Annotated in this window: 14 protein-coding genes; 10 read left to right on the forward strand and 4 right to left on the reverse strand. The window is 67.5% G+C overall.

The annotated features are described in order from the left end of the window. The first annotated feature begins 5 nt into the window (after nucleotides 1–5). From xth to GGR89_RS10895, 3 genes are all read left to right on the forward strand, one after another. A complete protein-coding gene (gene xth, locus GGR89_RS10885) occupies nucleotides 6–776 on the forward strand; it encodes an exodeoxyribonuclease III (protein WP_125977441.1) in 771 nt (256 codons plus the stop codon). A gap of 222 nt (nucleotides 777–998) precedes the next feature. Then, nucleotides 999–1,277: a hypothetical protein gene (locus GGR89_RS10890; protein WP_125977442.1), complete on the forward strand. Its 279-nt coding sequence runs from the start codon at nucleotides 999–1,001 to the stop codon at nucleotides 1,275–1,277. 95 nt (nucleotides 1,278–1,372) lie between these two features. Then, nucleotides 1,373–1,636 carry a hypothetical protein gene (locus GGR89_RS10895; RefSeq protein ID WP_125977443.1) on the forward strand — a complete coding sequence of 88 codons (264 nt, stop codon included), beginning with the start codon at nucleotides 1,373–1,375 and terminating at the stop codon, nucleotides 1,634–1,636. A gap of 48 nt (nucleotides 1,637–1,684) precedes the next feature. Here GGR89_RS10895 and GGR89_RS10900 read toward each other — a convergent pair whose 3' ends face one another. Then, the gene (locus tag GGR89_RS10900; protein WP_125977444.1) at nucleotides 1,685–2,842 is read right to left on the reverse strand and encodes an N-acetyltransferase; all 1,158 of its coding nucleotides are present in this window, start codon (nucleotides 2,840–2,842) and stop codon (nucleotides 1,685–1,687) included. Between the two features lie 152 nt (nucleotides 2,843–2,994). Between GGR89_RS10900 and GGR89_RS10905 the strand changes: the two genes are divergently transcribed. Together GGR89_RS10905 and GGR89_RS10910 are read left to right on the forward strand one after the other, a co-directional pair. After that, the gene (locus GGR89_RS10905; protein ID WP_125977445.1) at nucleotides 2,995–4,101 is read left to right on the forward strand and encodes a fatty acid desaturase family protein; all 1,107 of its coding nucleotides are present in this window, start codon (nucleotides 2,995–2,997) and stop codon (nucleotides 4,099–4,101) included. Between the two features lie 125 nt (nucleotides 4,102–4,226). Continuing rightward, entirely contained in the window at nucleotides 4,227–5,012 is a 786-nt protein-coding gene (locus GGR89_RS10910) for a polysaccharide deacetylase family protein (RefSeq protein ID WP_125977446.1), read from the forward strand. 6 nt (nucleotides 5,013–5,018) lie between these two features. On the opposite strand, the gene GGR89_RS10915 is transcribed toward GGR89_RS10910, so the two are convergent. Genes GGR89_RS10915 through lptF form a run of 3 tightly spaced genes read right to left on the reverse strand, consistent with a single transcriptional unit; the run spans nucleotide 5,019 to nucleotide 8,457 of the window. Further along, a complete protein-coding gene (locus GGR89_RS10915) occupies nucleotides 5,019–6,113 on the reverse strand; it encodes a hypothetical protein (protein WP_125977447.1) in 1,095 nt (364 codons plus the stop codon). Nucleotides 6,114–6,151: 38 nt separating this feature from the next. Further along, nucleotides 6,152–7,249 (reverse strand): LPS export ABC transporter permease LptG, encoded by a 1,098-nt coding sequence (gene lptG, locus GGR89_RS10920; protein WP_125977448.1) that lies wholly within the window; start codon nucleotides 7,247–7,249, stop codon nucleotides 6,152–6,154. Next, nucleotides 7,246–8,457 (reverse strand): LPS export ABC transporter permease LptF, encoded by a 1,212-nt coding sequence (lptF, locus tag GGR89_RS10925; protein WP_206431154.1) that lies wholly within the window; start codon nucleotides 8,455–8,457, stop codon nucleotides 7,246–7,248. The genes lptG and lptF overlap by 4 nt, the downstream gene beginning before the upstream one ends. A 191-nt stretch (nucleotides 8,458–8,648) precedes the next feature. On the opposite strand from lptF, the gene obgE reads away from it, so the two are divergent. From obgE to GGR89_RS10950, 5 genes are read left to right on the forward strand one after another with little or no spacing between them, the layout of a single operon-like run. Then, entirely contained in the window at nucleotides 8,649–9,704 is a 1,056-nt protein-coding gene (obgE, locus tag GGR89_RS10930; RefSeq protein ID WP_125977449.1) for a GTPase ObgE, read from the forward strand. Between the two features lie 51 nt (nucleotides 9,705–9,755). After that, nucleotides 9,756–10,496 (forward strand): suppressor of fused domain protein, encoded by a 741-nt coding sequence (locus GGR89_RS10935; RefSeq protein ID WP_125977450.1) that lies wholly within the window; start codon nucleotides 9,756–9,758, stop codon nucleotides 10,494–10,496. Nucleotides 10,497–10,538: 42 nt separating this feature from the next. Then, on the forward strand, nucleotides 10,539–11,684 hold the full coding sequence (proB, locus tag GGR89_RS10940; RefSeq protein ID WP_125977451.1) for a glutamate 5-kinase: 1,146 nt from the start codon (nucleotides 10,539–10,541) through the stop codon (nucleotides 11,682–11,684). Further along, the gene (locus tag GGR89_RS10945; RefSeq protein WP_167712886.1) at nucleotides 11,681–12,586 is read left to right on the forward strand and encodes an NAD(P)H-binding protein; all 906 of its coding nucleotides are present in this window, start codon (nucleotides 11,681–11,683) and stop codon (nucleotides 12,584–12,586) included. Before proB ends, GGR89_RS10945 begins: the two co-directional genes overlap by 4 nt. A gap of 35 nt (nucleotides 12,587–12,621) precedes the next feature. Beyond that, nucleotides 12,622–14,172 (forward strand): HAD-IIIC family phosphatase, encoded by a 1,551-nt coding sequence (locus GGR89_RS10950; RefSeq protein ID WP_125977453.1) that lies wholly within the window; start codon nucleotides 12,622–12,624, stop codon nucleotides 14,170–14,172. Nucleotides 14,173–14,214: the final 42 nt, after the last annotated feature.

The following is a 14,214-nucleotide window of genomic DNA, read 5'->3' on the forward strand; positions in this document are numbered from 1 at the left end:
ACCCTTTGAAAATCGTCAGCTACAACGTCAACGGCATCAAGGCGCGGATCGACCGCCTGGTCGAGTATCTCACCGAGCAGCAGCCGGACATCGTCTGCCTGCAGGAACTCAAGAGCTCCGACGACACGCTGCCGGTCGCCGCGATCGAAGCGGCGGGCTATGGAGCGGTGTGGCACGGACAGAAGGGCTTCAACGGCGTCGCCATCCTCGCCAGGGGCCAGCAGCCGGTCGAGCGCCAGCGCGGACTGGCGGGCGATCCCGAGGACGCGCACAGCCGCTATATCGAGGTGGAGGTCGGCGATCTGATCGTCGGCGGGCTCTATTTGCCCAACGGCAATCCCCAGCCGGGCCCCAAGTTCGACTACAAGCTGCGCTGGATGGACCGGCTGTACGACCGCGCGGCGCAACTGCTCGCCGAGGAGCGGCCGGCGGTCCTTGCGGGCGATTTCAACGTCATCCCCAATGACGACGATACCTTCTCGGTCCGCGCCATGGCCGAGGACGCGCTGATGCAGCCCGAATCGCGCGAGCGCTACCGCATGCTGCTCGCGCATGGCTGGACCGACGCGCTGCGCACCCGCTTCCCCAAGGGCGGCGTGTGGACCTTCTGGGACTATCAGGCGGGCGCCTGGCAGCGCGACGCGGGCTTCCGCATCGACCATCTGCTGCTCAGCCCGCAGGCGGCCGACCGCTTCACCGGCGCCGGTGTCGACAAGGACTATCGCGGCCGCGAAAAGGCCAGCGACCACGCACCGACCTGGGTGACGCTGCGCTAGGCGCGGCGTAGCTGGCATTCTTTTTTCGGAAGTGGCGAGGGTGTTGGCGTATGGCGCCAACCCTTGGTCATCTGTGCCGTATTATGGCACCATGACACTTCGGTGAATTCTGCTAAGTAGTTGAAAACAAACTCTGGTGGAAACTGGCACGGGTCCTGCAGAACATCGAGGTACCGGCGAAAGCGAAGGAGCGTCGGCCCTTAAAGCAGACAGGAACCTGACATGAGCCCAATTCGCACACCCAAAATCCTCGGCCTGATACCGGCCGCCGTGCTGCTCGCCACCACCCTGACCGCGGCTGCATCGGCCCAGGCTGCATCGGAGCCCGAGCAGACCAAGGCGGCCGCGAAGAAGGACCTTCGCACGCTGGACCCGATCGCCCGACGCCTCGTCTGGTGCGTCGAGCGCAAGGCGGCCGACGGCTCGGAGAAGAAGATCAAGCAGTGCAAGACCCGCGAGGCCTGGATCCGCGAAGGCAACGATCCCTTCCGCGAATACTGATCGCCCGTACCCACCTCTGACATTTCACGAAGCCTACCAACCCCCGCATCGCGTGCGGCGGAACGATCCCGCACGCCTTTTTCAGGAGAAGAGACATGACCAAGTTCGTTCGTACCGCTCGCATCGGCGCCACCCTGTTCGGCGCGTGCGCCCTGGTGGCCGTCGCCGCAGTTCCCGCCAGCGCCGCATCGGAGAAGTCAAAGCGCGCCGAAAGCGCCCTGACGGCCGAGGCCGGTTCGGTTCGGGTGTGCGTGAAGTTCGAGGCGCCGACTGGTACCCGCATTGCACCGCCGCGCCAGTGCAAGACCCGCGATCAGTGGATCAAGGATACCGGCGTCGACCCGCTCGCGACGCGCTGAACCCTGGCCGGCAGCGGGTGGGAGTACCGCCCGCTGCCACCGCCAGGATCACAGCGCCTTCTGGTAAATCAGATACTCGCGGTTGATCTTGCTTTCGATCGCATCGGCGATCGCGATCATCCCCTGATTGTCGTCCAGGATCCAGCCGATCTCGCCCCGGCTCGCGCCGTAATGGGTCACCGACGCGCGGCGGATATATTCGATCATCATGAAGGCCAGCTGGCTCGCCATGCGCGAGCTCTGCAGCCGCTTCACCACCCCCATCAGCGGCACGCGCATCGTCCGCGCCTTCGGGCGACGCAGCCACAGCAGCAGCTTGGCCCAGCCGAAGGGCAGCAGCGAACCCTTGAGCGGCTGCAGCGGCTCGTTGAGGTCGGGCAGGGTGACCATGAACGCGACGGGTTCGCCGTCATATTCGGCGATGCGGATCAGGTCGTTGAACACCAAAGGCTTCAGCTTCTTGCCGACATCGTCCACCTCGGGCTGGGTGAGCGGCACGAAGCCCCAATTGTCCCCCCATGCATCGTTGAGGATGGCGAGGATGATCGCGGCTTCCTCGGCGAACTTGGCCTTGTTGACCTCGCGAATGCGGATGCGGGTGTTCTTCTCGCCGGCGGCGACGATGCGCTGCACGATCGGCGGGAATTCCTTGCTGATGTCCAGCTCATAGGTGACCAGCTTCTTGGCCGGGCCATAGCCCTGCGCCTCGATCCAGCCCTGGTAGCGCGCCGGATGGTGGCCCATCAGCACCGTTGGCGGATGGTCATGGCCCTTCACCAGCAGGCCTGGTTCTTCCCAGATCGACAGGCTCACCGGGCCCAGCGTCCTGGTCATGCCCTTGCCACGAAGCCAGTCCTCGGCCTGCGCGATCACCGCAGCGGCGACCTCAGCATCCTCCGCCTCGAACAGCCCCCAGAAGCCGGTCCCGGGGCCGAAGCCCTGCTCCGGCGGCATCTGCAGTGCCAGCGTGTCGATATGCGCCGAGATGCGGCCGACCACCTTGCCCCCGCGCTCGGCGAGGAACAGCTGCCCCTCGGCATGGCTGAACCAGCCATTTTTCTTCGGGCTGATTGTGGCGGCCACTTCCTCGCGCAGCGGCGCGACCCAGTTGGGATCGTCGCCGTTCAGGCGGTAGGCGAGTTCGATGAACGCCTTGGTATCGGCCTTGCCCGATACGGGCCGGACCTTGAGATCGGCACTAGCCACGTGGAGTATCCCCAGAAAAACTTGATACGGCGCAATGCAGTCTTGCGTCCGAGAGCGCCTGTCAAGCGCAGGCATGCAGTGCAGCGAAACGGCCCCATGGGCGCCCTGTAATGCCACCTTGTAGCCACTATCTAAGGCCAATGGCACTACCCATGACCCAATCGCTAGCCTTCGATCATCCGGACGCCCCGGACGCCGAAATCTCGGCGACGATCGCGCGCATCCGCCTTTCGGGCGTTCCCGACGACCGTGCGATGCTGCGTGCCGCCGCGGAGCTGACCCGCGATCTCCATACGCCCAACAAGGCGATGTACTGGACCGACTGCTTCCTTTCGGCGGCGATCGGCTATGCCGGCATGGCGACCGCGATGTTCGCGGCTTCGCCCTGGGTGGCGGTGATCGGCGGCATCGTCGCGGTGCTCGCGCTGTACCGCGCCGAGCTGTTCATCCACGAGATCACCCATCTCAAGCACTCGCTGCTGCCGGGCTTCCGCACCGCGTGGAACGCGTTCGTCGGCGTGCCGCTGCTGCTGCCCTCGTTCATGTACGAGGGCATCCACACGATCCACCATGCGCGCACCCGCTACGGCACCGATCAGGATCCCGAATATCTGCCGCTCGCGCTGATGAAGCCGTGGACGCTGCCGCTGTTCCTGCTGGTCTCGGTGCTGATGCCGATCGGGCTGCTGCTCCGCTTCGCGGTGCTGTCGCCGCTGTCGCTCTTCTCGCCGAAGCTGCGCCGCCTCGTCGTGGCGCGCTATTCGGGGCTGCAGATCAACCCCAAGTTCGAGCGCCGCGCGCCCGAAGGCGAGTTCCGCCGCCAGTGGTTCTGGCAGGAGCTGGGCGCGAGCCTGTTCGCGATCACGCTGATCGGCATTACCGTGGCCGGAATCCTGCCGCTGCGCGCCTTCTTCGCCTACATCGCGATCGTCGCCTGCTCTGCGGTGATCAACCAGGTCCGCACGCTGGTCGCGCATCTGTGGGAGAACGAAGGCGAGCCGCTGACCGTGACCGCGCAGTATCTCGACAGCGTCAACGTGCCCGAGCCGGGCTTGCTGCCCTATCTCTGGGCGCCGGTGGGCCTGCGCTACCACGCGCTGCACCATCTGCTGCCGGCGGTGCCGTACCATGCGCTGGGCACGGCGCACCGTCGCCTTGTCGCGGCGCTGTCGCCCGACTCGGTCTATCACCAGGCCAATTACCCGACGCTCTCGGGGCTGGTGGTGAAGCTGGCACAGGGCACGATGCGCCAGCGCTGATCGGCGTGAGCGACAGGCAAGGGGCCGGGCACCAGGCGGTGCGCCGGCCCCTTTCTTTTTGGGCGCACGCCCTTGCGCACCTTCGGGCCGCAGCTAGGCTGGCGGCAGGATCGGAGGAGAGGGTGATGCGACGGCTTTTCGCAGCGGCGGTGCTTTGTGCGTGGATGGCGGTGCCGGCAGCGGCGCAGACTCGCTGGCCGAACGGCGCCAAGGCGGCGGTGGTGCTCACCTATGACGACGCCCTGGAGTCGCAGCTCGATCACGCGATCCCGGCACTCGACACCGCCGGGCTGAAGGGCACCTTCTTCCTGGCCAATGTGAAGGAAGCCGATGTCGAGCGCTGGCGCGCGGCGGCGAAGGGCGGGCACGAGCTCGCCAACCACACGATCTTCCACCCCTGCACGCACGACGTCTATCCCGCCGATCCGCGCTATGTGAGCGAGGCCTATACGTCTGCCAGCATGCTCCGCGAGATCGCCCAGCAGAACGTACTGCTCCGCGCGCTGGACGGCAAGGATCGCCACGGCTTCGCCACGCCCTGCGGGCAGAGCCTGGCGGGCGGCAAGGACTATCTGGAGGACCTGCGCAAGGTGGGCACCGTCACCTATGTACGCGGCGTGGTCGACACGCCGGCGAATGCCCGCGCGGATGTCGCCAAGGCCGATCCCATGCACGTCCCCGCACGCGGTTTTGGCGAAGGCGCGACGGCGGAGGAGATGATCGCCTATGCCCGCGAGGCCGAGCAGGGCGGCGGCTGGGCCGTGTTCCTGTTCCACGGCGTCGGTGGCGACTATCAGGCCGTGCCCGATGCCGAGCACCGCGCCTTGCTCGCCTGGCTGGTGCAGCACCGTAGCGAGGTGTGGGTGACGACGCTGCAGGGCGCGCTCGACTGGGCCAAGGCGCACCCCTGAGGTGCGTTAGGGCCGCTCGCCCGGCTTCAGTCCCAGCGCGGACCAGGGGAGGATCGCCCAGTCCGGCGCGTCGCAGGCGCGCTGCACACGGGCGAAATAGGCGCCGAGCCACAGGCCTTTCTCGGAAAGCGCCCAACCGGGAAAGTCCCACACCTCCGGGTCCGAATAGTCGCAACCGTCCTCGTCGCCCTCGGCCGGTTTGGTCATCTCGTCGGGATGGTAGCGCTTGAGCAGCGCCACCACGCCCGGCGCGAAGCGCTTGCTGCGATAGCTGTACCAGCCGTCGCTCTCCTCCGCCGGAATCGGTGCCGGTCCAAAATGGAGCAGATCGTCGAGCTTGAGTTCGCGGCCGGTGCGCATGTCGAAGCTGTGGCCGGCGGTGGCGAAGTCCGGATGCGCGGTGCCGGCGCAGCTCCAGCTCGCATTCCACACATAGCTCATGTGATTCGCGCCCAGCCAGGGCCGCTTTGCCTCGGCCACGTCGGTGCCGGGGCCGCCCTCATAGCCGGTGCAGGCGAACCAGGCGGAGACGTCCTGCCACTGGTTGCGGGCGAGCGCGTGGTTGACCGCCGCCAGCGCCGGCGCCGCATAGCCGCTCTCGATGCGGAACAGGCGGATGCCGGAAAGGGGCTCGCGGTACCAGCGGATCGTCTTGCCGTTGACCGTCTCCGCCTGCTGCGCGGTCAGGCTGAGCCCGGTGAGATGCCAGCGTTCATAGCCGCTCAGCTTGGGCGGGAGGTCGGTCGGAAGCCCCTCCGGCGCGCCCGCCGGGCGCAGGCGGACCGGCAGGCGCTTCGCCTTGGCGGTGGTCAGCGTACCGGCGAGCGTCGCGCCGCTGCGGGTCAGGTGCAGCTTGTCGCCGGTCACCCGCGATTCGAGGTCGAGCGTCTGGCCGCGGACGCTGCCCGATAGGTCGATGTCGAGCCGCGAGCTGAAGTAGAAATATTGGCCGAAGACCTCGCCCTTGTCCTCGCTGAGCGTCATCACGATCCGCGCCGTGCCGACGGTGCCCTGGTAGAGCTGCTCCGGCCCAGCCCGTGCCACGGCAGGGGCAAGCGCCAGCATGGTGGCGGCGAAGAAGCGGGCAGTGGGTCGGAACATTTCAAAAGGCCTCAAGCGGGTGTTGCCGCGTGAATAGCCTATTCCTCGGTCCGCAGCAGCACCGCTTCGCCGATCATCAGGAACAGCAGGAACGGCGCCCAGGCGGCGAGGAAGGGCGGGTAGGCACCCAGATTGCCCATCGCCAGCGCGAAATTGTCGGCGACGAAATAGAGGAAGCCGAGCGCCATGCCGATCACCACGCGGACGAACAGCTTGCCCGACCGCGCCAGGCCGAATGCGGAGACGGCGCCGAGCAGCGGCATCAGGAAGGCCGAGAGCGGGCCGGACAGCTTGTGCCACAGCGAGCCTTCGAGCGCCTTGGTCGGGCGGCCCGCCGCCTTCAGCTCGCCGATCGCCATGCGCAGCTCGCTGAACGAGCTCGAATTGGGATCGACATGGGCGAGGGTGAACTGATCCGGGCGCACGCCCTGGCCGATGATCGTATCGGGGACCGGGGTCAGCGTAGCGCTGGCCACGTCGAAGCGCTTGACGTTGTCGACGCGCCAGCCGTCGCCCGCACGCACGCCGTGCTTGGCGGTGAGGATCGAGGCAAGCGAGCCCTTGTCGCGCTGATAGACGGTGATGTCGTACAGCTGGGCGGCATCGCCCTTCCCCTTGATCTGCTGCACGTTGATCAGGTTGCCGCTTGCCTGCACCCACACGTTGGCGCGGTCGCCGCGGTCGATGGGGAGTGGCGCGAACTCCACCTTCTTCCACTGCTCCAGCGTCGAGGTCGCGCGGCTGACGATGCGGTCGTTGAACGCGAAGGACAGGCCGGCGACGATCAGGCCCGAGAGCATCAGCGGCGCCAGCACCTGGTGCGCCGACAGGCCGCCCGACTTGAGCGCGATGATCTCGCTGTTCTGGTTGAGCTGGGCGAGCGTGAAGATCGCCCCGCCGAGCACCGAATAGGGCAGGAAGGTGGAAATGATCTGCGGCACCCGCAGCGTGGCGTAGCGCAGGATCTCGGCGTTGCCGTTGCCCGGATAGGCCAGGATGCCGGCGCTTTCGGTCAGCAGGTCGAGCGAGGTCAGCACCAGCACCAGCGCGCCGAGCAGCGCGAAGGTGCGGAACACGAACAGCCGCGCCATGTACAGCGACACGGTGGGCGAGGGAAACAGGCCGCGCAGGCTCATCGCGCCGCCTCCGCCTTGCGACGCCGTCGCTTGGCCCCCGGCAGCAGCCGGCCGATCAGCTTGGCGGTCTTGGCGAAGACGCGTTCCAGCGCGCCGATCGGCTGCCCGCCGGGCACATAGGCGACGGTATAGTACATCCAGACGGTAAGCCCCGCGAAGATCGAGAACGGTACCCACAGCGCGATGATCGGATCGATCAGCCCCAGGCTGCCCACCCCCTGCGCGTACTCGTTCACCTTGTGATAGGTCACGATCATCAGGATAGACAGGAACACGCCGAGCATCGAGGTGGAGCGCTTGGGCGGGATCGCCAGCGCCACCGCCAGCATCGGCAGCAGGAACATCGTCGTCACTTCCGCCATGCGATAGTGGAAGGCCGAGCGGCTGGTCTCGCGGTCGATCTCGGGGGCCGAGCGGTTGCGGCCGATCACCGCAAGCTCGGGCAGGGTGCGCTCGATATTGCTGTCGCCGCGCTTGCGGAACTGCTCGTATTTGGGGAGCGGGATCGGCAGATTGTGGGTGGTGAAGGTCAGCACCCGCGGCACCGGCGAGCTCTTGTCGTAATGGACGAGCGTGCCGTTGGTCAGGCGGAAGATGATCGTGTCGGGATCGTCCGAGCGGAGGAACTGGCCCTTCTGCGCGGTCACGGCCAGCGGGGTGCCGTCCTTGTTGGTCATCTCGACGAAGATGCCGCGCAGGTCGCGCCCTTCGTCCTGGCTCGATTCGATCCGCAGCGTCATCTTCGAGCCGAAGCTGGTAAATTCGCCGACCTTGATCGAGGCGCCGAGCGCGCCCGAGCGCAGCTCGAAGCGGAGCTGCTCGTAATTGTAGCGCGAGGTGGGCTGGACGAAGCCGACGATCGCGAAGTTCACCGCCGCCAGCACGATGGCGTACATGTACGGCACGCGCAGCAGCCTTGTGTAGCTGACGCCCACCGCGCGCAGCACGTCGAGCTCGGACGAGGTGGCGAGCCGGCGAAAGGCGAGCAGCACGCCGAGCATCAGCCCGATGGGAATGCCGAGGCCGAGATATTCGGGCAGCAGGTTGGCGAGCATGCGCCAAACCACGCTCACCGGACCGCCCTCGGTCGCGACGAACTCGAACAGCCGAAGCATGCGATCGAGCACGAGCAGCATCGCGGAGATGATCAGGGTGGAGATCAGCGGCACCGCGATCAGCCGCGCCATGTAGCGATCGATCGAATTCATGCTGTTCGCTGAACGTCCTTCAGAGCTTGGATCCTTGCGCCCCTGTAACGGAAAACGGGCGGAAACGATCCGGTCGCGTATAGCCGTGCTGAACGCCGATGCCACCCGGAAAGTGTCATGTCGTTAGCCACATTGCCGGCAGGCGCGCTGCCGGGGGTGACGAAATTGCGCCGAACGTATATGGGCCCGCGATGCATTTCCTCGATCAAGCCAAGATTTTCGTCCGCTCGGGTGCCGGTGGGCCCGGTGCCGTGAGCTTCCGTCGCGAAAAGTTCATCGAATATGGTGGCCCCGACGGCGGCAACGGCGGCAAGGGCGGCGACATCATCTTCGAGGCGATCGCCGGCCTCAACACGCTGATCGACTTCCGCTACACCCAGCACTTCCGTGCCCCGCGCGGGAGCGGCGGCTCGGGCTCGAACCGCACCGGTGCAGGCGGCGAAGACCTGGTTATCAAGGTGCCGATCGGCACCCAGATCCTCGCCGACGACGACGAGCGCACGCTGCTGGCCGACCTCACCAAGGAAGGCCAGCGCATCGTCTTCCTGCGGGGCGGCGACGGCGGGCGCGGCAATGCAACCTACAAGACCTCGACGAACCGCGCGCCCCGCCAGCACGGCACCGGCTGGCCGAGCGAAGAGGCCTGGGTTTGGCTGCGGCTCAAGCTGCTCGCCGATGCGGGGCTGGTGGGCTTGCCCAATGCCGGCAAGTCGACCTTCATCAACGCGGTGACCAACGCGCAGGCCAAGGTGGGCGAATATGCCTTCACCACCACGCGGCCCCAGCTGGGCGTGGTGCGCCACAAGCAGCGCGAATTCGTGATCGCCGACATTCCCGGCCTGATCGAAGGCGCGGCGGACGGTGCCGGCATCGGCGACCGCTTCCTCGGCCATATCGAGCGCTGCCGCGTGCTGCTCCACCTGATCGACGCCAATGATGAGGACGTGGCGACCAGCTACCGGATCGTTCGCGACGAGCTGGAGGCGTATGGCGCAGGCTTGTCCGAAAAGCCTGTCGTGATCGCGCTCAACAAGATCGACACGCTCGACGACGAACTGATCGCCGCGCTCTCCGCCGAGCTGGAAGAGGCGAGCGGCGCGCAAGTCATTCCGCTGTCCGGCGCCGCCGGCACCGGGGTCGACTGGGTACTCGACCAGTTGCTCGAAGTGATCGGCCCGAACGAGAACCGGGCGGCCGACGAAAGCTTCGAAGATGGTGAAGAACCGGTTCAATGGTCGCCGGTCTGACGCATTTCTAGGGCAACGCTTCCCGCCTGATTCCTTTTGGGAGAGATGCGGATGGGTGTGTTCGGCTGGTTGCGCGGGTTGTTTGGTGCGAAGCCGCAGGCGGTTAGCAGGCCCGAGCCACACCGAATCGCCAGCGTTGCCGAACGTTCGGCCGAAGCGCGGGGGCTGTTCTGGTCGGCACTGGGGCCGGCGAGCGACCGCATCCTCTCGTCCGCGCCCGCAGGCTCGCTCTGGCCGGGCGGGCACGAGGCATACCGGCTGATCCACCGCGGCAGCGCGATCCTGCTCGCAACCGATGGCCTCTCGGATCCGTTCGACGATAGCGCCACCGCGAACGGTTTCGAGATCGAGCTGTTCGTCGAGGGCCCGGGCGAGGGCGCGCCGGCGCAGGTGGCGGGCGATGGCTGGATGCTGGAGGTGCTGCGCCGGGTCGCCGCGATCGTCGCCGAGGAGCAGGGCATCCTCCGCCCGCTCGAACGCCATGGCCCGATCCCGCTCGAACTCACCAACGTTTCCAGCTCGGCGGCGATCGCCGCGCGGCTGCCGGCGCATTTCCTCACTGCCGACGACGTGCTGGGCGTGATGATCGGCGGCCCGGAGCCCGATTTCGACACGCAGATCGAGGACATGCCGCTGTCTCCCGTCCGCGCGGTGCCGGTGGTGCTGCTCACCGCCGCCGAGTTGGGCGAGATCCGCGCGGGCGACAGTGATACCCGCGACGCGGTGATCGCGCGCCTCAAGGCGACCGGCGTCGGCCATTGCAGCGACCTCCAGCGCGAATCGATCGTGTGACCCGCTTGGCAGATGCCGAACCGCACCGCTAAGAGCGCGGGCATGTCCGCGCTCGCACGCCCTGCCGACGCCATCGGCTTCAGCCCTTCGACCTGCGGCCGGCTGGTCGTGAAGGTGGGCTCCTCGCTGCTCGTCGATCGCGAGGGGCAGATCCGCCGCGACTGGCTGGCGGCACTCACCGCGGATCTCGGCGCGCGGGCCCGTGAGGGGCAGCAGCTCGTCATCGTCTCCTCGGGTGCGATCGCACTCGGCGCGCGCCGGCTCAAGCTGCCCAAGGGCGGCCGCGCGAGCCTGGAGGATGCGCAGGCGGCTGCGGCGACCGGCCAGATCGCGCTCTCCAGCATCTGGGCCGAGCTGCTCCACGACCAGGGCATCACCGCCGCGCAGATGCTGGTGACGCTCGACGATCTGGAAGACCGCCGCCGCTACCTCAACGTCTCGGCGACGCTCGACCGGCTGCTGCGCCTCGGCGTGGTGCCGGTGATCAACGAGAATGATTCGGTCGCGACCGAGGAAATCCGTTTCGGCGACAACGACCGGCTCGCTGCCCGCGTTGCGAGCGCCGCCAATGCCGAGGGCGTGGTGCTGCTGTCGGACGTCGACGGGCTCTATACCGCCAACCCCAATACCAACCCCGATGCGCAGCTGATCGCGCTGGTCGACGTGATCGACGAGCGGATCGAGGCGATGGCCGATCGCGGCTCGGCCTCGGGCATGGGATCGGGCGGCATGGTGTCGAAGATCGAGGCGGCGCGGATTGCCACGAGCGCCGGCGCGCACCTCGCCATCGCCGATGGGCGGGTGGAGCATCCGCTGGCGCGGCTCGCGACGTCGCGGCGCGGCACGCTGTTCCTCGGCCAGAAGGGCGCGGCGGCGCGCAAGGCGTGGCTGCGCGGCGGACTCACCGCCAAGGGTGCGATCCATATCGACGAGGGCGCGGCGCAGGCACTGAAGGAAGGCCGCAGCCTGCTCTCGGCCGGGGCGACCCGCGTCGAGGGCCGCTTCGCACGCGGCGATCTCGTTGTTGTGGTGGGGCCGGACGGCAAGCATCTCGCGCGCGGGCTCGCCGAATATGGCCATGTCGATGCCTCGCGCATCGTCGGGCGGCGCAGCGAGGAGCTGGTCGGGATCCTCGGCTATGCCCCCCGCGCCGCTTTGGTCCACCGCAGCCACATGGCACTGCTGTGAGCGTGTTCGCGGTCACCGGCGGCACCGGCTTCGTCGGATCGCGGCTGATCGAGCTTGCGCTGAAGGCGGGGCACCAGGTCCGCGCACTCACCCGCCGTGACCAGCCGGCACGCGACGGCGTCACCTGGGTCCGCGGCGATCTCGATGCGACCGCGGCGCTGACGGAACTCTGCACCGGGGCAGATGCGGTCATCCATGTCGCCGGCGTGGTCAACGCGCCCGACCGCGAGGGCTTCGCGCACGGCAACATCACCGGCACCGCCAACATGCTCGCCGCGACCAAGCAGGCAGGTGTGCGCCGCTACGTCCATGTCTCCTCGCTCGCCAGCCGCGAGCCGGGGCTTTCCGGCTATGGCTGGTCCAAGGGCGAGGCGGACAAGCTGGTCCGCGATTCCGGGCTCGACTGGACCATCGTCCGCCCGCCGGCGATCTATGGTCCGGGCGACCTGGAGATGCTGGAGCTGTTCCGCGTCGCCCGCTTCGGGCTGGCGCTGCTGCCGCCGGGCGGCCGGATCTCGGTGATCGAAGTCGGCGACCTCGGCCGGCTGCTGCTGGCGCTCGCCGCAGCCGATCGCTTCCCCGGCGAGATCGACCCCGATGACGGCCGGGCAGGGGGGTGGACCCATCCCGAATTCGCCCATGCCATCGGCCGGGCGGTGGGACGGCGGGTGCTCGCGCTGTCGCTGCCCAAGGCGGTGCTGATGCTCGGCGCGCGCGTCGACCGGCTGCTGCGCGGCAAGCGCGCCAAGCTCACCCCCGATCGCGTGTCGTACTTCTGCCATCCCGACTGGGTGGCCGATCCCGCGCACCGTGCGCCAGCCAACCTCTGGACGCCGCAGGTGGAGACCGAGACGGGCCTTCAGGAGACCGCACGCTGGTACCGCACCAAGGGGCTGCTCTGAGCCCGGACGCCGCTTAACCATTCTATAAAGGGTGCATGTGGAACGCCCCGATCAAGCTCATCCTTTGGGACCTCGACGACACGCTGTGGCGGGGCACGCTCGCCGATGGCGACGCGGTCGCGCTGTTCGACCAGCGCGCCGAGATGGTCCGCGCCTTCAACGCGCGCGGCGTGGTCTCCTCGATCTGCTCGAAGAACGACTTCGACGCGGCGAAGGCCCGCCTGGAGGCGTTCGGGCTCTGGGACGAATTCGTCTTCCCCCACATCGCCTTCACCCCCAAGGCCGAGGCGATCCGCGGCATCATCGCCGACATGCAGCTGCGCGCGGCCAACACCCTCTTCATCGACGATAACCCGCACAATCTCGCCGAAGTGCGCCACGCCCTCCCCGAGATCCAGACGCTCGACGCCACTGCCGCCGATGCCGACGAGCAGCTCGCCGGCCTGCTCGCGATCCAGACCGGCACCCGCAGCCGCGTCGCCGAGTACCGGATCCTCGAAGCCAAGAAGCGCGACCGCGGCGCGGTGGAAGGCCAGTCCAACGAGGCGTTCCTGCGCGCCTCGGGCCTCTGCGCCTGCGCGCCGTTCATCATGGACAACCTCGAGTTCGTGCCGCGCATCGCCGAGCTGATCAACCGCGCCAACCAGCTCAACTACACCCAGTCGCGCGTCGACGCCGCCCAGCTCGAGCGCGACATCATCAACGTCACCCGCCACGACAGCTGGTCGATCTTCGCCTGGGACAAATATGGCCGCTACGGGCTGGTCGGCTTCGTCATGTACGACCGCGTCGAGCAAAAGCTGGTCCACTTCACCTTCTCGTGCCGCGCGATGCACATGGGGCTGGAGGCATATGCGCTGGGCAAGATCCGGGGGAACTGGCCCGATGCCGATTTCAGCGCGCTCGACGGCCGCTTCAGCCGGGTGTCTCCGGACTGGATCGAGGACCATGGCTTTGACGAGCCCGACGTTCGGGCCGCGATCCGCGCCGAGCGCAGTGGCCAGCTAGCGGGCGAGGCGGGAATCCGCATCATGTTCGACTGCCAGTCCGGCGGCATCGCGCATTACAGCCAATATCGTCCGGCGATCGACTTCGACAACAATCCCCGCCTTTTCGCGCTGCGGATGATGGACGACGACAGCTACAAGGCGCAGCACTTCCCGCCCTTCCTCGTCTATGGCGCGACCGTCGACTATCTCGACGTGCGCTGGCCGGGGAAATGGCACCTGCTGGAACGCGGCGTCTACCAGAAGTGTGTGCTGCGGCTGTGTATCCACCTGATCGAGAACGACCTTCGCATGCTGGTGGTGCTGCCGCCCGAGGACGCGCCGATCGAGAAGTATCGGCTGGGCCTCAACCATTCGCCCGAGCGCGCGCGAATCTTCAACGCGATCTGGCGGCAGATGGCGCGCGAGAATCCCGGCCGCATCTTCCTGCTGGAAGTGGCCGACCTGCTCGACAGCTATGAGGAGATGGCAGACGTCACCCATTTCCACCCCAGTCTGCTCCAGAAGATCGCCGCGCAGATGGACCTGTGGGTGTACGGCGTGCTCACCGCGGGCAGCGGGGATGCGGCGGCGGCCTGACCTTTCGGGCACTGCCCCGCCACGGGCCCGGTTTCGCCGCAT

Source organism: Sphingomonas trueperi (genome assembly GCF_011927635.1).
In the GTDB taxonomy this organism is placed as follows: domain Bacteria; phylum Pseudomonadota; class Alphaproteobacteria; order Sphingomonadales; family Sphingomonadaceae; genus Sphingomonas; species Sphingomonas trueperi.